Here is a 24,837-nt window from a genome sequence, read left to right as displayed (position 1 = left end):
CGCAGTCACGTTGCCGTATTTGTAACACGGGAGCGCGCCGGGTTCACAGATGGATCGCGTCGGCCGGGGCTGGCTGGGTTGCTTGCGGGGGATGACGGCGACCGTTGAGCAAGGCGGCGCCCGCGTCGGCCAGTCGCACGGCCTCCTGTGCGCGCTCGCACATGTCGCGCTCGTATCGCGAAATGGCGCGGGCAAGCGAGGCGCGCCCTCGTGCAACGTCGTGCAGCCATGTCGTGAGCCGGGCGGCATCGCGCAGTGCCGTATTCGCGCCGAGACCGCCTGCGGGGCTCATCGTGTGCACGGCGTCGCCCAGCCCCGTCACGCCGTCGATCTGCCATGGCAGCGGGCTTGTCGTGCTGCGTACCGGCAGCGTACGGATCGTGTCGGGCGAGGCGTACGTGAAAAGCGAACGCAGATGCGGATGCCACGCATCGGTCAGCGCGTCGATGCGCGCAAGCGTGAGCGTTTCGTCGGATTGGACGTTCGCCCCGTTCGCACCGTTCGCACCGTTCGTGCGCGACGCGCCGAGCAGCGTCGACGCCGGACCGATGAAGGCCCAGTACAGATAGTCCGGCACGGGTGAGAGCGGCATGCGTTCCGGCCCGGGCAGCGGCGCCTGCGCACGCTCGCTGTCGGGGCGGCGAAAGAGCATCGCCTCGATCACGACGGCGAAGCCGTCGGCAAACACCACGGTGCTTCCCTCCATCACGGTCGCCTCGCCGTGACGGTCCATGAGCACGAGCATCGCGGTCGTGAGCGGCGTCAGGCCGTAACAGCACACGTTGCCGGTGTCGCGAGGCGCCATGCCGGGCAGCACGGATTCGCGCACGCGCGAATGGCTGCCGTCGGCGGCAACCACGAGACCGGCGCGGCTGCGCGAACCGTCGTCGAAATGCGCAACGCGTTGGCCGTCCGGGGTTGAGGTCGTGCGGGCAAACGATTTTCCGAAATGGACGCGCTCGCGAATGCCGTCGAGCAGAATTTCCCGCAGCGTCTGTCGATGCACGCTGAGGTCGCCCGGAATGTGGTCGGTCCGGGGCAGGTGCCGCGCCGCCTTGCCTGCGGCGCCGCGGCGGCGGCGACCCTGGTCGCTTGGCGAAGGCAAGCCGGCATTCGCCCGGGCCTCGTGCCAACTGGGTGGAAGAACGACGTCGGCATCGTCGAGCTGCGGCGTGACGAAGCGGCCGCCGGACCGCGCCACGGCGGCGCGCTCGCGGATGCGCACGAGGGCTTCGTCCGGCAAGCATTCGGCGAGGGCGTCGAGGCCGTCGGCGTCGATGCGCAGACGATAGCCCTGGAAGCGGGCGTCGGATGAGGCGTCGCGCTCGTAGACGTCGAAGGCGATTCCTGCCCGGCGCAGGCCCTGGGCAAGGCACAGGCCGCCAAGGCCCGCGCCGATGATGTTGACATGCAAGGCGGTCATGAGGTGAATGGGCCCCGATGGTGCGGGCCGGCTGTGACGATGCGTTCATTGTCGGCGCGAGCACTGTCGACCTGATAACATTGTTTGGTCATAAAACAATGATTTCCGGACAAAATGATGGAGGCTAGCCAAATCCCCCCCCTGATGTCGCTGTCGGAATCGCCGCTCGCCAAATACCAGCCGAACGACCGCCTTGACGGGCCGCCGGTCTGGGCGTTCGGTGGCCACGACAACGAGCGGAGTCTGTTCCGGATCGGCACGCGGGAGCTCGACTGGCATTCCCATTTGCGGGGGCAGCTCTTCTGCATTCACTCGGGCCTGGTCCACGTTCACACGCCGCTCGGGGCCTGGGTGCTGCCGCCGTATCGCGCCGGATGGATACCGCCGGGCATGACGCACCGCGTATCGCTCACCGGCGTGGTCAGCGGATGGATCGTGCTCGTGGCGCCCAGCGCGGCGACCGGCCTGCCACGGACGCCATGTGTTGTCGGCGTTTCGGAGCTGTTGGCGGCACTGGTCAAACGGGCGGTGTCGTGGGCGATGCGAGATACGCTTACGGATGCGGAAATGCGTCTTGCGCAGGTGCTCGTCGACGAGATTCAACGCGCGCCCGAGCAGGCGCTCGGGTTGCCGATGCCGACCGATGCCCGGGCGATACGCGTGGCGCGCGCGGTGCTCGACGATCTTGGCGCGCATACGTCGCTCGATTCGCTCGCCCGGCAGTCGGGAGTGTCGGCGCGCACGGCAAGACGGCTTTTCGTGACGGAGACGGGCATGGGCTTCACGCAGTGGCGCCAGCAGGCGCGGCTGGTGAGTGCGCTGGATCGACTCGCCAATGGCGAGGCCGTCGGCGCGGTCGCCGATTCGCTCGGCTATTCCACACCGAGCAACTTCATTGCGATGTTCCGGCGGGCCTTCGGCGAGTCGCCCGGACGTTATTTCCGTCAGGTGGGGCCGCAGACGCGGTGGGACGATGAAGGCGAGGAGGGTGTGGCATGACGCAGCGTGACGAGGTGCCGTTGCGCACCGTGGATGCCCTGGTCGTCGGCGGCGGCCAGTCGGCGTTGGCGACGTCGTATTTTCTGCGTCGCTGGCAGGTGGATTACGTCGTGCTCGACGACCAGCCCGGGCCGGGCGGCGCCTGGCAGCGCGCCTGGCCGTCGTTGCAGCTCTTCTCGCCGGCGCAATGGAGTTCGCTGCCGGGATGGCCGATGCGAGGCGGCGCGGAGCACTATCCGTCGCGCGACGAAGTCGTGGCGTATTTGCGGGAGTACGAAACACGTTATGCCGTACCGGTGGAGCGTCCGGTCGAGGTTGTCTCGGTCACGGCGCAGGTCGACGGGCTGCGCGTGCACACCAATCGTGGCGACTGGCTGGCGCGTGCGGTGATCAGCGCCACCGGGTCGTGGCACGCGCCGCATGTGCCGTCATACCCCGGCCAATCCTCGTTTCGCGGTCGCCAATGGCATTCGGCGAACTATCAAGGTCCGGAGGCGTTGCGCGGCCTGCGCGTTCTGGTGGTCGGCGGCGGCAATTCGGGGGCGCAGATTCATGCGGAAGTCTCTGCCGTTGCCGCATCGGTCTGGGTCACCCCCGAACCGCCGACGTTCCTGCCCGACGACGTCGACGGCCGTGTGCTGTTCGAGCGAGCGACCGCGCGCTGGCAGGCCGCCCAACGTGGCTTGCCCGACCCCTATCCGGACAGCGGTCTGGCGAATATCGTCATGGTGCCTTCGGTGCGCGCGGCGCGAGAACGAGGCGTCCTGCACGCGGTACGGCCGTTCGAGCGCTTCGTCGAAGACGGCGTGATCTGGTCGGACGGCACGCATTCGCCGGTCGACGTCGTCATCTGGTGCACCGGGTTTCGGCCCGCGCTGGCGCATTTGAGCGCCTTGTCGATCGTCAACGCCGACGGCACGATTCGCGTGACGGGCACGCGTGCCGTCGACGAACCTCGATTGTGGCTCGTCGGCTACGGAGAATGGACCGGGTACGCTTCGGCCACGCTGATCGGCGTGATGCGAAGTGCTCGTGCCACGGCGCAGGAAGTGGTGGCGTATCTCGGCGCGCAAGGGGCTGCGGTCACACCGAGCCGGGAGACGTGAGCGTCGTCAAGGGCGGGGGCCCCTGATGCGGCATTCGCCCCGCGCCCGGGCGATCGCGGGGCCGGCGATGCGACGTCTGCGGGTGTGGCGTCGGGGTGCGAGTCTCTCGGACGTGAACCATGGGTGCGGACTAGCCCATGAGCCTCGGGCGCTTGCCGGGGCCGGGCGAGTGCAGCACCCGGCATGGGCTGATGTACTTCTCACACGCGACGGCGGCCTGGGCAAAGGTGTCGAAATAGATCGCGTGATCCGCGTCGTCGACGTGGGCTTTTTCGATCTCCGATACCGCGTCGTTCCATGCAAGGCCAAGGTATTGGCCATGGTCATGGAACCACACGACGAAGCCCTCCCGCGCCAGGGCTCTCGGTAGCTTCAGGGTCGGCACGGCCGCTGGCGCCACCTTTCGGTTGGCGCCGAGATATCTTGCCGGTTCCCGTCCCGATTTCGCCGGCTCCCGGCGTGGATCGACCAGGGGCGCGGACGCGTCGCCTGCGTCGGTGGCTTTCGACGTCTCGCGTCGTGATTTCGGGCAAATGCGTCGGGTCGAGTCTTCGGCTTTCCTTGCGTCGTCGTCGCCGGGCGGTGTGTCGACGGCGCGGGGCGCTTCGTCGCCGGTCGCCGGCGGCCTCGTGTCGCCGCACAGGGACTTGCCGGCTTTATCTTTCGGACTGCTCATAGATCCTCCATGAAGTAACCCCATTGCCATATCGAGGGGGCGTTTTCATCATGGCAGCAGTGAAGTCACTTGAGTTTCAGCAACATCCGAATCCCCCGAATGGGCGTCGCGTGCCGAAAGCACCGGTGCGTTTCGCGAGTGAGGCGTATCGGGATAACCCGCGCCATGCTTGTCCAATGGGCAAATTGCACGCTGCGTGCGGATATTGGATGACGCGCTGTCGGATTCGGACTCGACCTATCGGTGGATGGCGTCTCCGCTGGGGGCGATACGTGTCATGCGCCCTTTAGGCGTTTCGTAATCGAACGAACTAGATAGGGCGAAGCGCCACGCGCTTGATGTCCTTGACGATGACGAGGTAACAAAACACCGTCAACAGTGCGTTCAGGCCGACGAATGCCAGCGCGCCGTTGAAGGAGCCGCCGGATCGCGTGACCAGATACCCGATAACGATCGGTGTCACGATGCCTGCGACGTTGCCGCACATGTTGAACAGGGAGCCGGAAAGGCCGATCGCCTCTCGCGGTGACGTATCGGCGACGACGGCCCAGCCCAGCGCGCCGATGCCTTTGCCAAAGAACGCGAGCGACATCAATGCGACGACGATCCAGTCGGTGGTGACGTAGTTGCACCCGACGATGCAGCACGACAGCAGCATGCCGCCGACGATGGGGACCTTGCGGGCAACGGTGAGCGAGCGGCCGCGACGGATGAGTGTGTCCGACAGGAGTCCGCCGAGCACCCCGCCACCGAAGCCGCAGATGGCCGGCAAGGATGCGACAAGGCCGGCCTGAAGAATGGTCATGTGCCGTGCCTGGACCAGATAGATGGGGAACCAGGTGAGGAAGAAGTATGTGAGCACGTTGATGCAGAACTGGGCGAGATAAACGCCCAGGAGCATGCGGTTGCCCAGCAGTTGGCGTACGACGCGCCAGCTGTCGTTGCTGCGAGGGGCATGGGCGGCGGCCGCCGAGTGGCCGCGAATGAATCCGCCACCTTGCTCGATATATTCGAGCTCGCGTGGGCTGACGCCCGGATGGTCGGCAGGGTGCTTCATGAACCTGAGCCACACGCCCGACAGGACAAGGCCGACGACTCCCATCACGACATACACTTCATGCCAGCCGAACGCGTGCGTGATCCACGCCATCAGAGGGGTGAATACGACGGCGGCAAAGTATTGCGCCGAGTTGAAGATGGCTGACGCGGTACCCCGTTCCCTGGCGGGGAACCAACTCGCGACGACCTTGGCGTTTGCAGGGAATGCGGGGGCTTCCGCCGCGCCCATGGCAAAGCGCAGGATGAACAGGCCCGTGACGGCCGCCGCCGCGCTGCCGGTCCATCCGATGGTGCTTTGCAGGAGCGTGAAGAGCGACCAAAGCAAAATACTTGCGGCGTAGACGCGGCGAGCGCCGAAGCGGTCCAGCAGCCATCCGGCCGGAACCTGACACAGGACATACGACCAGCTGAACGCGGAGAAGATGTACCCCATCTCGATCGCGTCGAAACCAAACTCACCGCGCATCGCCGAGCCGGTGACCGAAAGCGTGGCGCGGTCGGCGTAGTTCAGGGTCGTGATGAAAAAAACGAGTGCCAGGATGATGTAGCGGACGTTGGTGCGTTTGAGCGCGTGCGCGGCGCTCACGGTTCGGCCGATTGCCATGACGTTCTTCCTCTATTGCTTGCCTGCGAGGCGACGATTCCTGTTCCCGAGGGGGGATCGGGCGCGCCTCGCCCGTCTCCTCAAGCGGCGCTTGTCGACCGCCGAGCTTCTTTCGATGCATCGATTTATTTCTTATACGTCATCGTACAACGTGATTGATCGAATCGCAACGTCAAGTACCATAAAACGTCATTGTTAGAGGGTTAACGCGTATGAGAAAACAGGTCATACGTTGTATGATGATGTAACTTTTAGGTGGTTGGGCTATGGCCCGGAGAGGAAGAAGCAAATGGAATTGGCTCCGCTATATATACGTGTGCATCCCAATGACAACGTTGCGATTGTTGTGAATGACGGGGGGCTGGGGGAAGGGGCGACGTTCGCGGATGGGTTGACGCTTCTCGAGCGAGTGCCACAGGGGCACAAAGTCGCGTTGCGGGATCTGGCCGAGGGTGACGAGGTTATCCGGTACAACGTCGTCATCGGCTACGCGACGAAGGCATTACCCAGAGGAAGCTGGGTCAATGAGCATGTCATTCGCATGCCGACGCCTCCCGCGCTGGACGACCTGCCGATGGCGACGATTCCCGCGCCGGAGATGCCGCCGCTCGAGAATTTCACGTTCCAGGGGTATCGGAACGCCGACGGATCGGTGGGTACGCGCAATATCCTCGCTATCACGACGACGGTGCAATGCGTCGCGGATGTCGTCGAGCATGCCGTGGCGCGTATCAAGCGCGAGTTGCTGCCGAAATTTCCGAATGTCGACGATGTCGTCGGTCTTGGTCACACCTATGGATGTGGCGTGGCCATCGACGCACCCGACGCCATGGTGCCCATCCGTACGGTGCGCAATATTGCGCTGAACCCGAACTTCGGTGGCGAGGTGATGATGGTGAGCCTGGGCTGCGAAAAGCTGCAACCGGAGCGCCTCATGCCGGCGGGCACCATTCCCATCTCGAGCGTTTCGGCGCCGGGCGGCGAATCTGGTGTCGACAACGGCGACGTGGTCGTGTTGCAGGACGAGTCGCATGTGGGCTTCGAGTCGATGATTCAATCGATCATGCGAACGGCCGAAGGGCACTTGACGCGGTTGAATCGTCGGCGGCGGGAGACCTGTCCCGCGTCCGATCTGGTCGTCGGCGTGCAGTGTGGCGGCAGCGATGCGTTCTCCGGACTCACTGCCAACCCTGCGGTGGGCTTTGCCTCGGATCTTCTGGTGCGGGCGGGGGCCACGGTGATGTTCTCGGAAGTCACGGAGGTGCGTGACGGCGTGGGGCAGCTCACGGGGCGTGCGGCAACGCCGGAAGTCGCTGCGGCCATCATCCGCGAGATGGATTGGTACGACAACTATCTCAAGCGGGGTGGCGCCGACCGCAGCGCCAACACCACGCCCGGTAACAAGAAGGGTGGGCTCTCCAACATCGTGGAGAAGGCGATGGGGTCCATCGTCAAGTCAGGAAGCGCGGCGATCTCAGGCGTACTTTCGCCGGGCGAAAAGGCAAGGCAGAAGGGGTTGATCTACGCGGCGACACCGGCGAGCGATTTCATTTGCGGCACGCTGCAAGTTGCCGCGGGCATCAATCTGCACGTCTTCACGACCGGGCGAGGCACGCCGTACAGTCTCGCCGAAGTGCCCGTCATCAAAGTCGCGACGCGCTCGGACCTGGCGCGTCGTTGGCACGACCTGATGGACATCGATGCCGGCACGATTGCGACGGGTGCGGCCACGATCGAGGAGGTGGGCTGGCAGCTCTTCCGAACGATGCTTGCCGTCGCGAGTGGCGAGAAGCAGACGGCGGCGGAAAAGTTGAAACTGCACAATGCCCTGGTGCTTTTCAATCCGGCCCCTGTGACCTGATGCTTGGGGGGGCTGCGCGCGGGATGCAGTTCGTGAGCCGCCTAGGGCGGCGGGACGGATGCGTCACCCGCGTGTTGCCCGGCGCGTCGGGGCGGGATTCCGTTCGGGGAAGATCCGATGGCCGTGGGAATCGGTGAATGACCGGGTAAAAACCTGCCCATGTCGCGACGGATAGGCGGACCATCGGCGCGAAGAGGGATGACCTGCGGGAAGTCTTGCGAGATAAGGCTGTTGTGGTGCCCAGGGCCGGTAACGCTACGCAACTCTCAGCCCGCAAGGCTATATCTGGCCTGAAGGGGATTCGTGGGGTAGGTTGAATTACCCCGCGATGTTACCCCACCCCAGGCCTTGCGTCGAGGCAGTCCCCGCCGTGAATCAGATGAATCCGGCTTTAGCTGCTGCCTTCACGTTCATCCACTTCCCGTCGATGCGCACAAGATTTCCGTTGACCTCGTAGCCGTTTGCTTGGAGTGCTCCGAGGTTCGGGGCAACACCACGCATAAACCCAGCAATGAGTGGCTTCCACGCGCTCATGTCGCGCCCGTATGCCTGCTGCTGGATGGCAGTTGTGAGCATTGCCTTCTGTCCGCTCTGCTTGGCCCAATCGTAGAATGCGGGAAGCTCATCAGCATTGAGGCCATTCTTCGTGAGGAAGTTATCGGTCTGCGCCTGATACGCGTCCATCACGAATTGAACACGTTCGCCTGCTTGCGACGGGTCCATGCCAGACCGCTGGGCCACGCCTAAGACGACATCCTCAATTGCCATATCGCCGGTAGCGGCTGCGATGGCATGGGCTAGACCAACATCCAGTGTCGATTGGTCGAACGGCTCCACTGCGGCATCCACCGCTGAGGCCACTTCTTCGGGCATCGTGGCTGCGTCCGGGCTTGTCTCTTCGGTGCCCTCGTCGGTGTCACCCGCGCTATCGCTAGATACCAGTGCGAAGCCATCCGCAGTCTCTCGCAGGACACCCGCCTTAATGAAGTCGCCAACCTTGGCATTCATGCCTGAGATTTCAACTACGCTATCAGCGGTGATGTTGTTGGTGGGGAAACCCATTGAGTTTCGGGCTGTGCTGCGCCAGTCATCAGCGGAGTACGGAGAGAGGTCACTAGCGGAAACCTCGGCATGCTGACTAAAGTTAGATTTGGACTCATTGCCGTTCAACGTAATCGAAGTCGTCCCACCAGTAACACGCGTCGTGGGGCCGGTGGTCGGGGCTACTGTTTCGTCGGTAGGCACGTAGGTGGAGTAGCTGTTGTAGTCGCTCATGGTCGTAGTCTTGGTTTGAAGTGGTGAGTTAGATGAGGCCGTGCTTCCGTGCCTCGGTAATGCGGTAATAGCCCCCGCCGATCATCACGCGGTCTTGGTCGAAGGTTTCCCCTCGCAACACGTGATAGCCCCGCCTGGTCAATCCCTCGGGGCTGTATGGGTCTGGGGCAGGTGCTGAGGAGAAGTCTGGGGGAGCAGCCGGGATGGGCCGATGGGGAAATTTGCCGGTGGTCAGAAAGGCACCTTGAGGGTCACGCTGGAGTAATCCAAGGCGGATCAACGCGGACGCTGACGCTGTGATGCCGGAGACGGTGAATACTTCGTCGTCACTTTGCATCGACCAATCTCCGTAGCCTCGCCTCTAGCTCCCATCCAATGAGTAACGAGATCAGAATTTCCATGTGCTCATCACGGGTGGGGTTACCAAGGAGGAGGTCCAATCGCGCATGGATCGCTTGGCGGCGCTCATTCTCAGCGGCAATGTTGGTCACGCGCTTCGACGGTTTGCGCTTCTTCAACGCTGATGCGGAGGCTTCTGGTTCGATAGTCATGGGAATGGTTTCAAGTGCCGGAGGCGTAGATTTGTGCGAGGTGTTTGGCCTTCTTCATTCGCCTGAGAAGGTCCTTTCGGAAGTAATTGTCAACGCCGGTTTAAATCTGACCCACCTTCCGGCGTATCGCCGAAGTAAATCTGACCCACCCAGGCTCCGTGTCACGCGGCGGCTTTCGCGCCTGCGCGTGTAGTTTGTCCAGCTTTCCGTTTGTCCTTCAGCCGATAGCTTTCGCCTGCAATCTGCACGATGTGCGCGTGATGCAGCAGCCGGTCGAGCATCGCCGCAGTCAGCGTCTGGTCGTCGGCAAATGCCGTGGCCCACTGCGTAAATGGCAGGTTGCTCGTCAGCACGATGGCTCCGCGCTCGTATCGCTTGGCCACCACGTTAAAAAACAGATTGGCTTCCTCGCGTCCAAACGGCAGGTAGCCGATTTCATCGATAACCAGCAGCTTTGGGCCAACCACGGCGCGGTTAAAAAACTCCCGCAGCCGGTTCTGCTGCCGGGCTGTGGCCAACTGCATCATCAAGTCGGCGGCGGTCGTGAAGCGCGTCTTGATTCCTGCCTGTGTCGCCCGATACGCCAGGGCGCAGGCGATGCGCGTTTTGCCCACGCCAGATGGCCCGAGCAGCACGACATTCTCGGCCCGTTCGATAAACGCCAGCCCGGCCAGCTCCTGGATTTGGGCTCGCGGTGCGCCGCTGGCGAAGCCAAAGTCGTATTGCTCCAGCGTCTTGATGCCCGGCAGGGAGGCCATCTTGGTCAGCGTCTGGCGCTTGCGTTCCTCTCGGGCATCCCGTTCGGTCAGCAGTAGCTGTTCGAGGAAGTCGGCGTGACTGGCATCAGCGTTGGCAGCGTTCTGGGCCAGCACGCTCCAGTCGTTCCCGATGCGGTCCAGTTTCAGTTCGTCACACAGCCCTGCAATGCGTTCATGCTGGAGATTCATGCTGCCACCTCCAGCAAGGCGTCGTAGACCGACAGCGGATGCTGCAGGCTTTCGCTCGGCAGCACTCGCTTAAGCCGCGTCGGTACCGGTGCTGTAATCGAGGCCGACACCGGCAACGGCAGCAGTGCCGCTTGCTCTAACGGCAGTCGAACCGACGGTTTCTCTTTCGTCGTGGCATGCACCCGGACATTCGCCACCTCGGCCAGCCAGCGGCCAATATGGCCGTTAGCCGCCTCGACATCCAGCTTCAGGCCAGATTGCTTGAGCGTCGCCGCCAGCGGCACCACGAAGCTCTGCTTCAGATACCGGTTGAAGCGCTCGACCTTGCCCTTGGTCTTGGCACGGTACGGCCTGCATACCTTCGGCGTAAATCCATACGTTTCCGCCAGCGCCAACATCTCGCCGTTCCAGCGATGATGACCGTCGCCGTAAGCATCGCGTTCGACGATGACCGACTTGGCGTTATCGAACAGCACATGCTCGGGCGTGCCGCCGAAGTAGACGAAGGCTTCTCGCAGACACTGGCACAACGTCGTGGCATCCTCGCCGCTCGTGAAACGCACGTACGTCGCCCGGCTGTAGCCCAGCGTGGCGACCAGCGCCAGCAACGGCGACCTGCCGCGTCGGATCGTGGTGAAGTCGGCTTGCATCTGTCGGCCTGGCGGCGTCTCGAAGCGCACGACCGGTTCCGGCTCCGCGTCCCTGTATGGCGCGAGGAACACCTTGAGTTGGCTGATACCGCCGTCGTAGCCTTCTTCCCGCAACTCGCGCAGCAACACCGTTGCCGGAATCCAGTGCGGCCGCGCCGCCTCGATTCGCCCAAGCAGGTACGCCTTGAACGGGTCCAGTTTGGTTGGCCGAGGCTCTCGCCCCTTATACCGGCTAGCCTTCTGGTCGCGCAGATATCGTCGGACCGTGTTCCGCGAGACACCCATCTGCCTCGCTATCTCCCGCACCGGCGCTCCGCGCCTTGCCAATACCTTGATTTCCACTGCTTGCTCCTGAGTCAGCATCGGCGGCAAAAGCCGCCATCCTCTCCCAGGTGGGTCAGATTCACTTCGGCGGGTGGGTCAGTTTTACATCGGCGCTAACAAGTAATGCCGGTAGACGCGAGGAACAAAGCGCTCATACCGGTCTCGCATCGTTGTCAGCAGTTCGAGTGCAACGGTGGGGGATTCAGAGGGGCTCATGGGAATATGGGATGAGTGGTATAGGTCGGTGTCGGGCGGCGGCTGTTAGGTGCCTACCGGTGCCCTCAGAATCGATTCTTGAGGGCGTAGACTGCTGACCCAGAATCCATCCTTATTAATTGCCATGCCCTTCGCTTTCATCTCGGGGACAGTCATACATCGACGGTCTTTCCCGAATACGCCTATTCGGTGCTTGTCGAAAGCGTGAGAGGAATTGAAATGCTGGTGACATCCGGGGCATTGGTTGCGGTCTCCGGTTAGTCGTTTGCTCATGATGTTGTTTGCAGACAAAAAGAAGCCCGCTCAATGGCGGGCGTGGGTTGCGTTAGCGGAGGGTGTTCTTTTGGAACACTTATCGGCGTTCCAAAGTGACATACCTAAGGGAACACCGAATGTCCGCTGTGCGGGCATCTTCAGAAGTCTTCATCACCACTGGAGTCCCCCATAAGTTCGATCTTCGCGTTGCCGCCAGTGGCCCCCTCCAAAAACTCTCGGAGTGCCCGCACAAGCATCTGTGGATTTGCTTTCGCGGTCTCGCCATGCCTCAACGTGAGGTCCCTGACAATGCGCTCAATCTCTTTCGCTTCGATCACGTCCATTGATTCGGCACCCGCTTCGGGGTCTCTCCAAGTGGACAGTTCCTTCCAGCGCGGCGCGCGTTCCCTAACGTAGTCAACATCGAAATTGACGCCCTCGGAGTTAGCCATGTTTTGAAGTTGCGCCCTCACCTCAGGCGCGGCTTTCATCATCCGGTGAACAGTGGTCTGCTTCACTTGGTATCGAGCCGCCTGCTCGCGGACGGAGCCGGTAGTTTCCCCAGCAACCAATAGACGCCAGTAGGCCTCATGAACTTCCTTCGGGTCCATGTTCAGATGCGCCCTGCGATTAATCCACAGAGCCACCTCACGGGCCTCTGCTGCGGTCGGCACTCGCAGGGTCTGAGCCCAAACCATTCGCCCCGGCGAAACGCCAGCGGCAACCATTGCGTCGTGCCTGTGGTGGCCGTCGATGAGGTACGTAAGGCCATCCTGTGGATCACTCCAGACGATCATGGGGTCCAGTGTGGAGCCTGCCTCCATGATGGCTTTAAGTTCTTTCGTGAGTCTGCGAGACCCAGCCTTAAGCAACGTGCCATCCACTAGGGTGGCCGCATCGGCATCGCGGACTTGGAAGCGCTCAGGGGCAACGTAAATATCCCCGAATGGCATCCTTAGGGGCTTACTGAGAGAGGGATGGGCAAGTCCAATTGGTCTATTCAGGTCCATCCCCTTTCCTTATGCTCGCTCGAAGGCGACGATTACCTCATCGTCTTGTGCGCAGGGACTGGTGAGAAAGACCCCGCTAGCCAATGAAGTCAGAGGAGCGTCATCACCATTCACGGTGGCGGTCGGAGTACCTACGAACTCAGGGAGTCCGAAGAATTGCTGGCCTGAGAAGGCCTTGTCAGTAATGGTTGTCATGGTCAGTGGAAACGTTGGCTTAGGTAAGGCGATGGAGTTCGGCGTTCTCACGATCAGCAGCATCGCCACTCAGGCCACGGACATACTTGTCGTAGACCTGAATGGCACGCCGCATAATCAAACTGCGAGACGGGATGAGGTTGCCCTTGATGACACACGTAGGATGCTCTTGAAGAGCCTGAATGGTGTCCGCTAGCGGTCGCTCAAGGCGAACCCGTAGGACATCACTAGTCTCGGGATCAAGCCGCCGTTGATACTGGATGCGTTGTTCTTTTTTCATTTCGAAGGAAGAGGAATTGCGCAGAAACAGAGCCGACCCTCACGGGTGACTCTCGGGGTGAACTGCCAAGGGAACTGAGGGGGCACTGCTGGTGACGCGAACCGATAGCCAGAAACAAGAATGGCTATGGTGACGTGTGACGGATGGGCTCTATCGAGGGCAATGGGACCGGTGCGCCGTAGTCACAGACCGGCCCATGCACACGCAAGGCCATGAGCAATGCCTTGCCTTGTTGCCTAGGGTGTCGCCCGCCTCCCTCTACAGAGAGCGCGACACAGCAGCAAGGCAGATGAAGACGGCCACGCAATTCCGAGGCGTGGCTTCTTCCTACTATCGGACATAATTCGGTCGGACGGCAGGATTCTCCTAGTATGCTACCTATCGAGGGGTCTCCTATTGTGGGCCATAATTCGGTCTGCCCTATGCCGCTTCGCGGCCACGGACCCTCATGATGGTCTGTCGGGTAGTCCCGAAGTCCCGCGCTAGCTGCGCCACTGGGACACCCTCGGCCAACTTCCGGCGCACCTCCTGCTGCTGCTCAGGGCAAAGCGCTGAAGGCCTGCCGAATGCCTTGCCATCGGCCTTGGCTCTGCGGATACCTGCATTGGTCCGCTCAATCAACAGGTCCCGCTCGAACTCTGCTACTGCTGCAAGGACCTGCATCGTCATCCGTCCTGCTGCGCTAGTCAGGTCAACACCACCGAGAGCGAGGCAGTGAACCCGGACACCTTCAGCGGCGAGGGCTTCCACCGTAGCACGGACATCCATCGCATTGCGCCCAAGGCGGTCTAACTTCGTCACCACCAGAACATCGCCGTCTTCAAGCTTCTCACTTAGAGCCCTGAACTTCGGGCGGTCCATTGCTGTGGCGGACCCGGAGATGTGTTCGGTGACTGTGCGTCGAGGCGTGAGCGCGAAGCCTGCGGCCTCAATCTCTCGGACTTGGTTGTCTGTGGTTTGGTCGGCAGTGGACACGCGGCAGTAGGCGAAGACACGGGACATGATAGGCTCTATGTACGAAATGGACGTACGAATAATAGGCCATGTACGAAAAAATGCAAGCCTTAGTTTCGTACATATGCCGCAAGGGGAGTACGTAAGTGATCCTCTTCGGACAGACCCGGCTTGGGTAGAATGCTCGAAACTTGGGGGATATAGGCGTGACAAATACAACGTGGTCGGTACTGCCTGAAGATTATTTAAAGTGCTTGGGTGAAATGATCTCCGTTCATTCGTTTGTGGAGATGCTCGTGTACACACTCTTTATGGATTGCTGCGGTCTCGATGAGGACTCTGCAAAGGTACTCATTGACAAAGGCAACCTAAAGCCTGCGCAGATGAAGGAAATCATATCGGCATTGCTAGAGCTTCGGCCATCCGACGATCCAGACGCGGACCGGGCTCTAAAGGCTGCGCTAGGTGATTACAAGCTCTTAACCGAAAAGCGCAATCAATTCGCCCACTGGCAATGGGGCATATCAAATCAAGGGCCTTCGGTAACCAATTTTCTGAAGCAGCGTCCCGGCGCTCAACCGACGATGCAACAGGTCTCTACCGAAGACTTGAAGTTTGTCATTGACGGACTTCGTTCGGTGGCGAATCGAATCATCGTGAATACGCCATCGGCACGCGCGGCAATGCCTAAGGAAATGAGGCAGATATTTGGGGGTATGGGGGGAGGTTCGCCTAGGTAAGGTCGAAGGGGAAGGTCTCACATTTTTTTTGTCAAAATTTTGGACATGCAAAAAATGGAATCGGACGAGTCTACAAGGTCACTAATGAACTCCGCATTTGTTCGGACCATGCTGAATGACGCCGACCATCATGAGCAATGTGTGGCTGCGTTCAATGGCGAGTACCTTGCCTATTTGGGAAAGGACCGGGAGTTGATCGGCCAGATTTTGCTATCGCATCTGATAATTGAGAGATTTTTAGATCGGTACTTGGAGATTGCAAACCCTAATCTCAGCGTAAAACAAAGGGAGCGCATGGGGTTCGCAAAGAAGTGGGAGATAAAACGGTTGCCGCCTGGCAGCCTTCTTGAGTTGCATGGTGCTGGGGTGGTTGCCCTTAACGCGCTCCGAAATAAGGTTGCGCACGATCTGAGCGCCCATGTTGAGCCGTCTGATGTTGAACCAATTAAATCGTGCTTTGGCCCGTGGCATTTTGCGGGCCTGTCAGTAATTTCGTGTTCAAGGCATATGATGCTCCCAAGGAGAATGTATGCCTCGCAAACCGAAAGCCCCGCTGGCAGAGCTGCCGGCAATTCCCGCCGAGCTGCTTGAGCAGTTCGGCAATGGTGCGATGACGGCCGAAGCCATCAATGCCGCGACCATGGCGCTCAAGAAGGCGCTCATCGAACGCGCGCTGGGCGGCGAGATGAACCACCATCTCGGCTACCCGGCCGGCGGGGCCAAACCGGCCAACGTCACCAATCAGCGCAACGGCCGAGGTGCCAAGACGGTGCTGACTGAGGACGGCCCGATGCGCATCGAGGTGCCCCGCGACCGTGACGGCAGCTTCGAGCCGCTGCTGATTCCCAAGCACGAACGCCGCTTCACGGGCTTCGACGACAAGATTGTCGCCATGTATGCCCGAGGCATGACTGTGCGCGAGATTCAGGGCTTCCTGCTGGAGCAGTACGGCACCGAGGTCTCACCCGACTTCATCAGTTCCGTGACCGACGAGGTGATGGCCGAGGTCACTGCCTGGCAGGCCCGGGCGCTGGAGCCGATGTATCCGGTCGTGTTCTTCGACGCGCTGCGGGTCAAGATTCGCGAAGACGCCGTGGTGCGTAACAAGGCTGTCTATCTGGCACTGGGCGTGTTGCCTGACGGCTCACGCGACATCCTGGGCCTGTGGATCGAGAACACCGAAGGTGCCAAGTTCTGGATGAAAGTGTTCAACGACCTGAAAACGCGTGGGATCAATGACATCCTGATCGCCGTGACCGACGGCCTCAAAGGCATGCCTGAAGCCCTGGCCGCCGTGTTTCCGGCAACGACGCTGCAAACCTGCATCGTCCATCTGATCCGCAACAGCCTCGACTACGCGAGCTGGAAGGATCGCAAGGGTCTGGCTGCCGCGCTCAAACCGATCTACACCGCGCCCAGCGCCGAGGCGGCCCAGGCCGAATTGGATGCGTTTGCCCACGGGCCTTGGGGCCAGAAATTCCCAACTGTGAGCACGTCGTGGCGCAATGCCTGGGATCGCGTGATTCCGTTCTTTGCGTTTCCACCGGACATCCGCAAGGTTATATACACTACGAACGCCATCGAGAATATCAACTCGCAACTGCGCAAGATCATCAAGACGCGAGGTCACTTCCCGACGGATGATGCAGCGACGAAACTCATTTGGCTGGCACTGCGCAATATCACCGCTGATTGGGGGCGTGCAGCCAAAGACTGGAAAGCGGCCATGAACCAATTCGCTATCCTCTACGCCGATCGTTTCGTGCGACCGTCCGTGTGATTCCCAACCCGCCTTGAACACGGAATTTCTGACACCCTCCATTTTGCCTCAGGAAGGCCAGAGCCACTCAGCGACATTCATTGGCTCGTCGCCTTCACACAGCATATTGCCTTTGTCCTTGATTCCCTCACGAAAGGTATTGTTCGCTACGGTGGTGCTGATGGATTGGATGGTTACGAAGCTTGGCTAATCGAGGCGGTAAGAACACCTGCCCGCTGACGAAAAGTGCTTAGGATGGAAAACCACAAATCCCATTGCCCTCCAATCCTTTGTCTTAGGATGGTCATATTGCCCTCACTTTGGCTAGCCACTCAGCCATCACTTTTAGGCTGTAGCCCTTCCCGTACTTAGATGCGATGTCTCTCGTAGCCCATCCCCCGATGGCCTGCCGTATGTCCTCGGGACACTGCACATCCCGGAGACGATCCGCCATCGTGTGGCGTAGCTCATGGGCTGTGTGATTCATGGCCTTACCGTCTACCTCCAGACTCCGAATCCACTTTGCAATGGTGTTGCTTGCATGCGTGGCCTTGGTCCCATCCGCCGAGGTGTAGCGGGGGAATGCGAATATCTGGCCCCTACGTGCGGCCTGCTTGACCCTCTGGGCGGCCCATAGCGCCATGCCCGCTAGGGGCACTGAACGGGCACTAGATGCGTTCTTGAGGGAGCGCCAAGGGTGAGGCTGAATAACGACGTGCGGGGTCTCAGCGTCCAACACGAGGTCATCCAAAGCTAGCCCAGTGATTTCCGCTAGACGTGCTCCGGTGTCACCCAGAATGGCAGTCAACCACCGGACATCATCATCCTTGGTCTTGCACGCATCGAAGAGCGTCCGCAGTTCTGCCCCTGTAAACGGCTCCCGCTTCTTCGCATCGCCACCATTCTCCGGGATCGGGATGCGGGTGAAGGGGTTAGGCTTGTCCGATTCTTTCTCGCGTAACCAAGTGCCGATGATTGCCCGGATCGTATTCATGTAGCGATTGACGGTGCCGGTCTTCACCCCACGGGCTATCTCAGCCGCGACATACTTATGCGCATCACTTCGTGACAGGTCTGCAATTGGCTTGTCTCCGACGACATCCGTCAGTGTCTTGAACACGAGCCGCGTATGTCCCTCAAAACGCTCGTCGGAGCGCTTCGGGTGGACCTGAAGATACAACTCAAGAGCATCCGTGAGGACAGGCTTCACGGTACCGGCAATGATTTGCGCTGCTTTGATTTTGACCGGGCTTAGGTACTCGCTGCCATCGGCATCCCGATAGGTCGTTTCGTCCCCGTCTGCGTAGCGCTCCCGCTTCTCATCGAGATGGTCGCGAAACAGTTCAACGGCATCAGCATCGTCTGGAGTCGGATCGGGAGACAGGCCCCACTTACGGAGCAACTCTATCGCTTGCCCTTGGATACTCTTCGGGGTCGCTTCGGGGTGGCCGCGCATGAGCGCCCATTCCGCTTCGAGTTCGCGATTAATCTGTTCGATCTTCCGTTTGGCGATCAGGACATCGCTAGTCCCTAGGCTGGTCTTCACCAGCTTGGCGGAGTAGCGGCCCTGTAAGTCTTTCGGGATTGCTCGCTGGTAGTAAATGACACCACCACGGAGGAAGGCATTTTTCAGAGACACGCGTAGGACACCGAGAGTCAACTTCATGAGGAGTATATCCCATAGGATTACCCCACAAACCTCATCGGTGCTGGCGTTAAGTTGCTGGAAACCCGCATGGATACTGGGATTTCGTGGTGCCCCTGGCCGGGATTGTGGTGCCCAGGGCCGGAATCGAACCGGCACGCCTTGCGGCGGGGGATTTTGAGTCCCCTGCGTCTACCAATTTCACCACCTGGGCGGGTGTGCGTTCACCGAATGGTGTCGCAGCGTGATTCGTTCGGCGCATTTGATGGCTCACCGGACGAAGGCGAAATTATGACCGAAATTCCTGCCGGCCACAAGCCCGCCTCGTCCGCCGTCAGTGGACCTGCTGCTGGCCTTCCAGCACACGCAGCAATGACGACGTATCGTCGCGCCCCCAGCCGTTTTCCATCAGCGCGCTCAGTTGCCTCTTGACCAGCGACAGCGCCGGCAACGACAGGCCGGCGTCGGCCACCGCTTCCAGGATCATCGAGAAATCCTTGTCGTGCAATCGGGCCTCGATGCCCGCCGAGAAGTCGCGATGCGCCATCTTGGGACCCATCATGTCGAGCATGCGGCTGCCCGCCAGACCCTGCGAAATCGCCTCGATGACCTTGTCCTGATCGACGCCGTTGCGCGCCGCGAACAACATCGCCTCCGCAATGCCCTGGATATTGATCACCTGAACGATCTGGTTGCACGCCTTCGCCACCTGCCCGGCGCCGACGTCGCCCACATGCGTGATGGTCGAGCCCAGCACCGACAGCAATGGCCGCACCCGCGCGAAAACCACGTCCGGCGCGCCCACCATGATCGACAGCGACGCATCGGCGGCACGCGACGGCCCGCCCGACACCGGCGCGTCGACAAGCTGAATCTCGTGACGCGCCAGTCGCGCCGCCATGCGCCGCGTCGCCTCCGCCGAAATCGTGCTGTGATCCACGCAGATCGTGCCCGCCCGAGCGCCGTGAACCACCCCGTCCGTGCCCAGCAGCACGTCCTCCACGTCCTGCGTGGTCGTAACGTTCGTGATCACGAAGTCGGCGTCGGCGGCAGCCTGGGCCGGCGTTTCGAACCGCTTCGCGCCCAACGCCTCGTAGGGTGCCGCCGCTTCCGGCCGACGCGCATAGACATGCAACCGATGGCCGGCCGCGATCAGATGGCGCACCATCTGACCGCCCATGGCCCCCAGGCCAATAAACGCTACCGTGTAAGTCGTCATGCCGCGCTCAGTCCGAGACGTAGACGAACTTGCCGTTCTTGATCTGGCCCATCACACCGGCACGTTGATCCAGGCCGACGTGGTCCTGCGGGCTCAGGTTCATGATGCCGTTCGGGATCGCCAGATTGTGGGTGGACTCGAGCGCGTCGCGCAGCGCCACCCGGAACGCGGGCGTGCCGGGTGCGGCCACCTTGACGGCGCGCGGCACGGCGTCATTGAGCAGATCCCACACGCCATAGGCGTCGGCGGCGAACTGCGTCACGGTATCCGCGCCGTATTTCGCCTCGTATTGCTTCGTGAACGCCAGCGCGGCCGCGCGCGCCGGATGCCCGGCCGGCAGCGATTTTGCAACGACGCCCGGCTGCGTCGGGAACAGCGTGCCCTCGACATCCTTGCCGCCGACGCGAACGAAGTCGTACGTGGCGATGCCGTGCGTCTGATAGATCTTCCCGGTGTATCCGCGTTCCTGCAACGTGCGCTGGGGCAATGCCGCCGGCGTGCCCGAACCGGCGACCAGAATCGCGTCAGGCTTGGCGGCCATGACCTTCAGCACCTGCCCGGTCACGCTCGTATCGGTGCGATTGAATCGCTCCTGCGCCACGAGCTTGAGCTTGCGCAACTCGGCGAACTTCGAGAATTCCTTGAGCCAACTCTCGCCATAGGCATCCGCGAAACCGATGAAACCGACCGTCTTGATGCCGTGATTGGCCATGTAACGGGTCATGACGTCGGCCATGGCGGAGTCGTTCGCGGCCATCTTGAACGCCCAGCGGCGCTTGGCGTCCTGGGGCTCGACAACGACGGCCGACCCGATCAGCGTGATCATCGGCGTTTGCGCCTCGGATACCGGGTCAAGCATCGCGAGCGCGCTGGGCGTGATGTTCGGACCGACGATGACGTCGACCTTGTTCTCGCTGATGAGCTTGCGGGTGTTCTTCACGGCGGTGCCGGGGTCGGAGGCGTCGTCCAGGAAGATGTAATGCGCCTTCTGTCCGCCGATCCGTGCCGGCCAGAGCTGCATGGCGTTCTTGCTGGCAATACCGATGGCCGCTGCCGGTCCGGTGGACGACAGATCGATACCGACCGTGATGTCGGCACGGGCGGCCGTTGCGATGCCGGCCAGGGTCATGGCAAGCACCACGCCCGACAGGCGGATGCCGCGAAGAGTTGAGCGCATGGGGTCTCCTTTGGGTCGAATCGCGTAAGCATACCGCACCGGTTGCGTTCGGCCAGCGGAGAAAAAATGGCGCGCGAGCTGCGTGCGTGTCAGCAAGACGGGAACGCCGCCGGTGTCCGGCGGCGCCCCATTACAGCTCGTAGCTCTCGTGCTCGCCGCGCAGCGCCTGTTCGACGAGCTTGCGGGTCAGGATCGGCGAGAGCAGTTCGACCATCGTGAAAACATAGCCGCGCAGATAGGCGCCCTGCTTGAGGGCCACGCGGGTCACATTCGTGCCGAACAGATGCCCCACCTGAATCGCCCGGAGATTGCGGTCGCGCTCCGGGTCGAACGCCACGCCCGCGAGAATGCCCACGCCCAGCCCCAGCTCGACATAGGTCTTGATGACGTCGGCATCGATCGCTTCGAGCACGATGTCCGGCTGCACGTGACGCAGCGCAAACGCCTGATCGATCTTGGCGCGGCCGGCGAACTGCGGGTCATACGTAATCAGGGGGAACTTGGCCAGATCCTCGATGCCCACGGACGGCAACTGAAGCAGCGGATGATCCGGCGGCACCACGGCCACGTGCTGCCACTGATAGCACGGCAGCGAGACCAGATCCTTGTAGCCGGCGATCGCCTCGGTGGCAATGGCCAGGTCCGCCTGGTCGTGCAACACCATTTCGGCAATCTGCGTCGGGCTGCCCTGCAGGATCGAGAGGCGCACCTTGGGGTAACGCTTCTTGAATTCGGCCACCGCGTGCGGCAACGAATAGCGCGCCTGCGTATGGGTGGTGGCGATGGTCAGACTGCCCTGATCCTGCGCCGCATAGTCCTTGCCGATGCGCTTGAGGCTCTCGACCTCCAGCAGGATGCGCTCGACGGACTCGAAGATGATGCGCCCGGGCTCCGTCAGGTTGCGGATGCGCTTGCCATGCCGCGCAAAGATGTCCACGCCGAGCTCTTCTTCCAGCTCGATGATCGCCTTCGACACCCCTGGTTGTGAGGTGAACAGCGCCTTGGCGGCCTCGGTCAGGTTGAAATTCTGACGGACGGCTTCGCGCACGAAACGGAACTGATGCAAGTTCATTTGTATAACTTTCGAAAATATACAAACAATTTTTAATTCGTTTGAAGTATATAGCCTTTTTATTACAGTGGGTGCCACTGTTTCGATAACGTTATTCCCGTCAGGCATTTAGCACCCACCAGGAACGTCCTCCATGTCGCTGTGGCTCGAACCCCTCTCCGGATTTGGCGTCGGCCTGCTGGTCGGCCTGACCGGCGTGGGAGGCGGCTCGCTGATGACGCCTCTGCTCACGCTGCTGCTCGGCTACGCCGCGCCCGTGGCGGTGGGGACCGACCTGGCGTTCGCGGCGATCACCAAGAGCTTCGGCACGGTGGCGCATCGCTCGCACGGCCACGTGAAGTGGCACATCGTGCGGCGTCTCACGCTGGGCGCACTGCCGGCGGCGCTGGTCACCATCGTTTTCCTGAAGCGGCTCGGCGGCATCGACGACGGCGCCTTGCACGTCATCAAGCTCACGATTGCCGCGTCGGTGCTGCTGACCGTGCTTTCACTGCTGTTCCGCGCGAAGCTGCTCGGCGCGTTGCGCGCGCATCCCAACTGGCAGTTGACGGGGCGGGCGCAGGCGGTTGCAACGGTGCTGGTGGGCGCCGTGATCGGCGTGCTCGTGACGATTTCCTCGATTGGCGCCGGTGCCGTGGGCGCGACGCTGATCCTGATGCTGTACCCACAGTTGGAGCCGGCCGAAGTCGCGGGTACGGACATCGCCTACGCCGTGCCCCTCACTGCCATTGCCGCGCTCGGCCATATCTGGCTCGAGACGGTGCACTGGGCGTTGCTTGGCAGTCTGCTGATCGGCTCGCTGCCCGGGATCTGGCTGGGCGCGAAGCTCACCCGCCACCTGCCCGAGCGCGTCGTGCGCGGCGCGCTGGCGGCAACGCTCACGCTCGCGGCGGTCAAGCTGGTCGGCTGAGAACCCCACAGACAAGAAGGAGTTCGCGAGATGCGAAACGAATCCCGCCGGGAACCCACCCCGGCAGCCGTGACACCGGCGGCATCCGATGCCGAGCATCGGGACATGGCGTTGCTCGACGAAATGGAAGCCGTGCTGGCCGAGCGCCTGGCCCGTATCGCGGGGGCGCATCGTAACGTGAAATTCGCCAGCAGTCTGGCCGCCGAGGACATGCTGATCACGCACGTGATCCTGCGCCAGCGACTGCCCATCACCGTGTTCACGCTCAATACGGGGCGTCTGCATGACGAGACGCTTGGCATGATCGACAAGATCAAGGCGCGCTACGGCTATGACGTGGCGCAGTACGCGCCCAACGCCGAGGCCGTGGAGCAGTACGTGAGCGCGCATGGCGCGAACGCCTTTTACGAAAGCGTGGATCTGCGCAAGGCGTGCTGCCAGATTCGCAAGGTCGAGCCGCTCGGCCGCGCGCTTGCCGACGCCGACGCCTGGCTGACGGGACAGCGCCGCGAGCAGTCGGTCACGCGTGGCGAGCTGGCGTTCGCCGAGCACGACGACGCACGCGGCATCGCCAAGTACAACCCGATTTTCGACTGGACGGAAGCGCAGGTGTGGGCGTACCTCACCGCGCGCGACGTGCCGGTCAACCCGCTGCACGCACGCGGCTACCCGAGCATCGGGTGCGAGCCGTGCACGCGCGCGATTCGCCCGGGCGAGGACAGCCGGGCAGGGCGCTGGTGGTGGGAGTCGCGCGACAGCAAGGAATGCGGGCTGCACGCGGCCAACCTGAGCAAGATCCCCGTGTCGGTGCAGCAGGGCTGAGCACGCTCGGCACCGGCAGGACACGAAAGACACGAAGAACACATGACGATGCGCCGCCCGGCGGCGCATCGTCCGAAGCGAATCTCGGCAAACTCGGAATCGTCAAGGAAGGGAACACTATGGGTGCGATGCACGAAGTCGCGCAGGCCAATGGCTCGCGTATGGATCATCTGGACTGGCTCGAAGCCGAATCGATGTACATCCTGCGCGAGGTCGTGGCAGAGTGCCGCAAGCCCGCGCTGTTGTTCTCGGGCGGCAAGGATTCGGTCGTGGTGCTGCATCTGGCGCTCAAGGCCTTCGGTCTCGGTCCGAACCGCAAGACGGTGTTGCCGTTCCCGCTGGTGCACATCGACACCGGACACAACTACCCCGAAGTGATCGAGTTTCGCGATCGCCACGCGAAGGCGCTCGGTGCGGAGCTGGTCGTGGGCCAAGTGGAAGACTCGATCGCCCGCGGCACGGTGCGTCTGCGTCGCGAGAACGATTCGCGCAACGCGGCGCAGGCGGTGACGCTGCTCGAGACGATCGCCGAGCACGGCTTCGACGCCATGATCGGCGGCGCGCGTCGCGACGAGGAAAAGGCCCGCGCGAAGGAGCGCATCTTCTCGTTCCGCGACGAGTTCGGCCAGTGGGACCCGAAAGCGCAGCGCCCGGAGCTGTGGCATCTGTTCAACGCGCGCCTGCACAGGGACGAGCACCTGCGCGTATTCCCCATCTCCAACTGGACCGAGCTGGACGTGTGGCAGTACATCGCCCGCGAGAAGCTCGATCTGCCGTCGATCTACTACGCCCACGAGCGCGAGATCGTGCGTCGCAACGGCCTGCTCGTGCCCGTCACGCCGCTCACGCCGAAGCAGGACGGCGAGACGAGCGAGTTGGCATCGGTGCGTTTTCGCACGGTCGGTGACATCAGCTGCACATGCCCGGTATCGAGCGTCGCGTCGAGCCCGGTGGAGATCATCGCCGAGACGGCCGTGACCGACATCACCGAGCGCGGCGCCACCCGCATGGACGACCAGGCGTCCGAGGCGGCCATGGAGCAGCGCAAGAAGCAGGGATATTTCTGAGGCGGCGCATTGCCGTCGTCAGTCCCCACATCCGAGATACC

The 24,837-nt window shown here is 61.9% G+C and carries 24 protein-coding genes and 1 tRNA gene; 9 read left to right on the top strand and 16 right to left on the bottom strand.

The features are described from left to right. Positions 1 to 43 precede the first annotated feature (43 nt). Positions 44 to 1,423, bottom strand: coding sequence for an FAD-dependent oxidoreductase (locus tag LV28_RS42240; protein WP_048806548.1), 1,380 nt, complete (start codon positions 1,421 to 1,423; stop codon positions 44 to 46). A 117-nt stretch (positions 1,424 to 1,540) separates the two neighbouring features. On the opposite strand from LV28_RS42240, the gene LV28_RS42235 reads away from it, so the two are divergent. Together LV28_RS42235 and LV28_RS42230 are read left to right on the top strand one after the other, a co-directional pair. After that, on the top strand, positions 1,541 to 2,422 hold the full coding sequence (locus tag LV28_RS42235) for an AraC family transcriptional regulator (RefSeq protein ID WP_371328131.1): 882 nt from the start codon (positions 1,541 to 1,543) through the stop codon (positions 2,420 to 2,422). After that, complete coding sequence (locus LV28_RS42230; protein WP_115344490.1) at positions 2,419 to 3,528, top strand: ArsO family NAD(P)H-dependent flavin-containing monooxygenase; 1,110 nt, start codon at positions 2,419 to 2,421, stop codon at positions 3,526 to 3,528. The genes LV28_RS42235 and LV28_RS42230 overlap by 4 nt, the downstream gene beginning before the upstream one ends. 130 nt (positions 3,529 to 3,658) lie before the next feature. On the opposite strand, the gene LV28_RS49105 is transcribed toward LV28_RS42230, so the two are convergent. Then, on the bottom strand, positions 3,659 to 4,204 hold the full coding sequence (locus tag LV28_RS49105) for a hypothetical protein (RefSeq protein WP_038620240.1): 546 nt from the start codon (positions 4,202 to 4,204) through the stop codon (positions 3,659 to 3,661). Between the two features lie 310 nt (positions 4,205 to 4,514). After that, the gene (locus LV28_RS42220) at positions 4,515 to 5,867 is read right to left on the bottom strand and encodes an MFS transporter (protein WP_023873372.1); all 1,353 of its coding nucleotides are present in this window, start codon (positions 5,865 to 5,867) and stop codon (positions 4,515 to 4,517) included. Between the two features lie 289 nt (positions 5,868 to 6,156). On the opposite strand from LV28_RS42220, the gene garD reads away from it, so the two are divergent. Then, complete coding sequence (gene garD / locus LV28_RS42215) at positions 6,157 to 7,728, top strand: galactarate dehydratase (protein WP_023873373.1); 1,572 nt, start codon at positions 6,157 to 6,159, stop codon at positions 7,726 to 7,728. Between the two features lie 375 nt (positions 7,729 to 8,103). Here the strand turns inward: garD and LV28_RS42210 are convergent, their stop codons facing one another. The 8 genes from LV28_RS42210 to LV28_RS42175 form a co-directional block, all read right to left on the bottom strand. Next, complete coding sequence (locus tag LV28_RS42210; protein WP_147291613.1) at positions 8,104 to 9,003, bottom strand: hypothetical protein; 900 nt, start codon at positions 9,001 to 9,003, stop codon at positions 8,104 to 8,106. A 28-nt stretch (positions 9,004 to 9,031) separates the two neighbouring features. Next, a complete protein-coding gene (locus LV28_RS42205) occupies positions 9,032 to 9,340 on the bottom strand; it encodes a hypothetical protein (RefSeq protein ID WP_038620246.1) in 309 nt (102 codons plus the stop codon). Continuing rightward, positions 9,330 to 9,554, bottom strand: coding sequence for a hypothetical protein (locus tag LV28_RS42200; protein ID WP_038620248.1), 225 nt, complete (start codon positions 9,552 to 9,554; stop codon positions 9,330 to 9,332). Before LV28_RS42200 ends, LV28_RS42205 begins: the two co-directional genes overlap by 11 nt. 161 nt (positions 9,555 to 9,715) lie before the next feature. Next, a complete protein-coding gene (istB, locus tag LV28_RS42195) occupies positions 9,716 to 10,501 on the bottom strand; it encodes an IS21-like element helper ATPase IstB (protein WP_038618959.1) in 786 nt (261 codons plus the stop codon). Next, complete coding sequence (istA, locus tag LV28_RS42190; RefSeq protein ID WP_038620251.1) at positions 10,498 to 11,514, bottom strand: IS21 family transposase; 1,017 nt, start codon at positions 11,512 to 11,514, stop codon at positions 10,498 to 10,500. The genes istB and istA overlap by 4 nt, the downstream gene beginning before the upstream one ends. A 222-nt stretch (positions 11,515 to 11,736) precedes the next feature. Further along, positions 11,737 to 11,964, bottom strand: a complete 228-nt coding sequence (locus LV28_RS49655; RefSeq protein WP_038620254.1) for an FDXHR family putative zinc-binding protein — start codon at positions 11,962 to 11,964, stop codon at positions 11,737 to 11,739. A gap of 140 nt (positions 11,965 to 12,104) precedes the next feature. After that, positions 12,105 to 12,956 carry a ParB/RepB/Spo0J family partition protein gene (locus LV28_RS42185; protein ID WP_058371686.1) on the bottom strand — a complete coding sequence of 284 codons (852 nt, stop codon included), beginning with the start codon at positions 12,954 to 12,956 and terminating at the stop codon, positions 12,105 to 12,107. 895 nt (positions 12,957 to 13,851) lie between these two features. Continuing rightward, on the bottom strand, positions 13,852 to 14,433 hold the full coding sequence (locus LV28_RS42175) for a recombinase family protein (protein WP_038620263.1): 582 nt from the start codon (positions 14,431 to 14,433) through the stop codon (positions 13,852 to 13,854). A gap of 158 nt (positions 14,434 to 14,591) precedes the next feature. On the opposite strand from LV28_RS42175, the gene LV28_RS42170 reads away from it, so the two are divergent. From LV28_RS42170 to LV28_RS42160, 3 genes are all read left to right on the top strand, one after another. Next, positions 14,592 to 15,125 carry a hypothetical protein gene (locus tag LV28_RS42170; protein WP_147291614.1) on the top strand — a complete coding sequence of 178 codons (534 nt, stop codon included), beginning with the start codon at positions 14,592 to 14,594 and terminating at the stop codon, positions 15,123 to 15,125. An 84-nt stretch (positions 15,126 to 15,209) separates the two neighbouring features. Further along, positions 15,210 to 15,716, top strand: coding sequence for a hypothetical protein (locus LV28_RS49015; RefSeq protein ID WP_147291615.1), 507 nt, complete (start codon positions 15,210 to 15,212; stop codon positions 15,714 to 15,716). Continuing rightward, complete coding sequence (locus LV28_RS42160; RefSeq protein WP_038620084.1) at positions 15,655 to 16,905, top strand: IS256 family transposase; 1,251 nt, start codon at positions 15,655 to 15,657, stop codon at positions 16,903 to 16,905. Before LV28_RS49015 ends, LV28_RS42160 begins: the two co-directional genes overlap by 62 nt. Positions 16,906 to 17,188: 283 nt before the next feature. Here the strand turns inward: LV28_RS42160 and LV28_RS42155 are convergent, their stop codons facing one another. The 5 genes from LV28_RS42155 to LV28_RS42135 form a co-directional block, all read right to left on the bottom strand. Further along, positions 17,189 to 18,550, bottom strand: coding sequence for a DUF6538 domain-containing protein (locus tag LV28_RS42155; RefSeq protein WP_038620269.1), 1,362 nt, complete (start codon positions 18,548 to 18,550; stop codon positions 17,189 to 17,191). Positions 18,551 to 18,658: 108 nt separating this feature from the next. Beyond that, positions 18,659 to 18,743, bottom strand: a tRNA-Leu gene (locus tag LV28_RS42150). Positions 18,744 to 18,863: 120 nt separating this feature from the next. Then, the gene (locus tag LV28_RS42145) at positions 18,864 to 19,748 is read right to left on the bottom strand and encodes an NAD(P)-dependent oxidoreductase (RefSeq protein WP_038620272.1); all 885 of its coding nucleotides are present in this window, start codon (positions 19,746 to 19,748) and stop codon (positions 18,864 to 18,866) included. Positions 19,749 to 19,755: 7 nt separating this feature from the next. Further along, the gene (locus tag LV28_RS42140; protein ID WP_174234939.1) at positions 19,756 to 20,877 is read right to left on the bottom strand and encodes an ABC transporter substrate-binding protein; all 1,122 of its coding nucleotides are present in this window, start codon (positions 20,875 to 20,877) and stop codon (positions 19,756 to 19,758) included. 178 nt (positions 20,878 to 21,055) lie between these two features. Then, on the bottom strand, positions 21,056 to 21,997 hold the full coding sequence (locus LV28_RS42135; protein WP_023597185.1) for a CysB family HTH-type transcriptional regulator: 942 nt from the start codon (positions 21,995 to 21,997) through the stop codon (positions 21,056 to 21,058). A gap of 133 nt (positions 21,998 to 22,130) precedes the next feature. On the opposite strand from LV28_RS42135, the gene LV28_RS42130 reads away from it, so the two are divergent. The 3 genes from LV28_RS42130 to cysD all read left to right on the top strand — a co-directional run bounded on the left by LV28_RS42130 (position 22,131) and on the right by cysD (position 24,796). Next, on the top strand, positions 22,131 to 22,907 hold the full coding sequence (locus tag LV28_RS42130; protein WP_023597184.1) for a sulfite exporter TauE/SafE family protein: 777 nt from the start codon (positions 22,131 to 22,133) through the stop codon (positions 22,905 to 22,907). Positions 22,908 to 23,012: 105 nt separating this feature from the next. After that, complete coding sequence (locus tag LV28_RS42125; RefSeq protein ID WP_048806550.1) at positions 23,013 to 23,729, top strand: phosphoadenylyl-sulfate reductase; 717 nt, start codon at positions 23,013 to 23,015, stop codon at positions 23,727 to 23,729. A gap of 119 nt (positions 23,730 to 23,848) precedes the next feature. After that, complete coding sequence (cysD, locus tag LV28_RS42120; protein WP_023597182.1) at positions 23,849 to 24,796, top strand: sulfate adenylyltransferase subunit CysD; 948 nt, start codon at positions 23,849 to 23,851, stop codon at positions 24,794 to 24,796. The last annotated feature ends 41 nt before the right edge of the window (positions 24,797 to 24,837 follow it).

This window comes from Pandoraea pnomenusa, from assembly GCF_000767615.3.
Classification (GTDB): Bacteria; Pseudomonadota; Gammaproteobacteria; order Burkholderiales; family Burkholderiaceae; genus Pandoraea; species Pandoraea pnomenusa.
Note: the sequence above shows the minus strand (reverse complement) of the source record. Positions and strands in the feature narration are given on the sequence as shown.

What these genes read in the sequence shown, in the direction of transcription:
- LV28_RS42235 (WP_371328131.1), top strand. Translation starts at nt 1,541, where the DNA reads ATGGAGGCTAGCCAAATCCCCCCCCTGATGTCGCTGTCGGAATCGCCG.
- LV28_RS42220 (WP_023873372.1), bottom strand. Translation starts at nt 5,867, where the DNA reads ATGGCAATCGGCCGAACCGTGAGCGCCGCGCACGCGCTCAAACGCACC.
- LV28_RS42200 (WP_038620248.1), bottom strand. Translation starts at nt 9,554, where the DNA reads ATGACTATCGAACCAGAAGCCTCCGCATCAGCGTTGAAGAAGCGCAAA.
- LV28_RS42210 (WP_147291613.1), bottom strand. Translation starts at nt 9,003, where the DNA reads ATGAGCGACTACAACAGCTACTCCACCTACGTGCCTACCGACGAAACA.
- LV28_RS42240 (WP_048806548.1), bottom strand. Translation starts at nt 1,423, where the DNA reads ATGACCGCCTTGCATGTCAACATCATCGGCGCGGGCCTTGGCGGCCTG.
- LV28_RS42145 (WP_038620272.1), bottom strand. Translation starts at nt 19,748, where the DNA reads ATGACGACTTACACGGTAGCGTTTATTGGCCTGGGGGCCATGGGCGGT.
- garD (WP_023873373.1), top strand. Translation starts at nt 6,157, where the DNA reads ATGGAATTGGCTCCGCTATATATACGTGTGCATCCCAATGACAACGTT.
- cysD (WP_023597182.1), top strand. Translation starts at nt 23,849, where the DNA reads ATGGGTGCGATGCACGAAGTCGCGCAGGCCAATGGCTCGCGTATGGAT.
- LV28_RS42205 (WP_038620246.1), bottom strand. Translation starts at nt 9,340, where the DNA reads ATGCAAAGTGACGACGAAGTATTCACCGTCTCCGGCATCACAGCGTCA.
- LV28_RS49655 (WP_038620254.1), bottom strand. Translation starts at nt 11,964, where the DNA reads ATGAGCAAACGACTAACCGGAGACCGCAACCAATGCCCCGGATGTCAC.
- LV28_RS42175 (WP_038620263.1), bottom strand. Translation starts at nt 14,433, where the DNA reads ATGTCCCGTGTCTTCGCCTACTGCCGCGTGTCCACTGCCGACCAAACC.
- LV28_RS42230 (WP_115344490.1), top strand. Translation starts at nt 2,419, where the DNA reads ATGACGCAGCGTGACGAGGTGCCGTTGCGCACCGTGGATGCCCTGGTC.
- LV28_RS42125 (WP_048806550.1), top strand. Translation starts at nt 23,013, where the DNA reads ATGGCGTTGCTCGACGAAATGGAAGCCGTGCTGGCCGAGCGCCTGGCC.
- istA (WP_038620251.1), bottom strand. Translation starts at nt 11,514, where the DNA reads ATGCTGACTCAGGAGCAAGCAGTGGAAATCAAGGTATTGGCAAGGCGC.
- LV28_RS42135 (WP_023597185.1), bottom strand. Translation starts at nt 21,997, where the DNA reads ATGAACTTGCATCAGTTCCGTTTCGTGCGCGAAGCCGTCCGTCAGAAT.
- LV28_RS42185 (WP_058371686.1), bottom strand. Translation starts at nt 12,956, where the DNA reads ATGGACCTGAATAGACCAATTGGACTTGCCCATCCCTCTCTCAGTAAG.
- LV28_RS42140 (WP_174234939.1), bottom strand. Translation starts at nt 20,877, where the DNA reads ATGACCCTGGCCGGCATCGCAACGGCCGCCCGTGCCGACATCACGGTC.
- LV28_RS42160 (WP_038620084.1), top strand. Translation starts at nt 15,655, where the DNA reads ATGCCTCGCAAACCGAAAGCCCCGCTGGCAGAGCTGCCGGCAATTCCC.
- LV28_RS42130 (WP_023597184.1), top strand. Translation starts at nt 22,131, where the DNA reads ATGTCGCTGTGGCTCGAACCCCTCTCCGGATTTGGCGTCGGCCTGCTG.
- LV28_RS49105 (WP_038620240.1), bottom strand. Translation starts at nt 4,204, where the DNA reads ATGAGCAGTCCGAAAGATAAAGCCGGCAAGTCCCTGTGCGGCGACACG.
- LV28_RS42155 (WP_038620269.1), bottom strand. Translation starts at nt 18,550, where the DNA reads ATGAAGTTGACTCTCGGTGTCCTACGCGTGTCTCTGAAAAATGCCTTC.
- LV28_RS49015 (WP_147291615.1), top strand. Translation starts at nt 15,210, where the DNA reads ATGAACTCCGCATTTGTTCGGACCATGCTGAATGACGCCGACCATCAT.
- istB (WP_038618959.1), bottom strand. Translation starts at nt 10,501, where the DNA reads ATGAATCTCCAGCATGAACGCATTGCAGGGCTGTGTGACGAACTGAAA.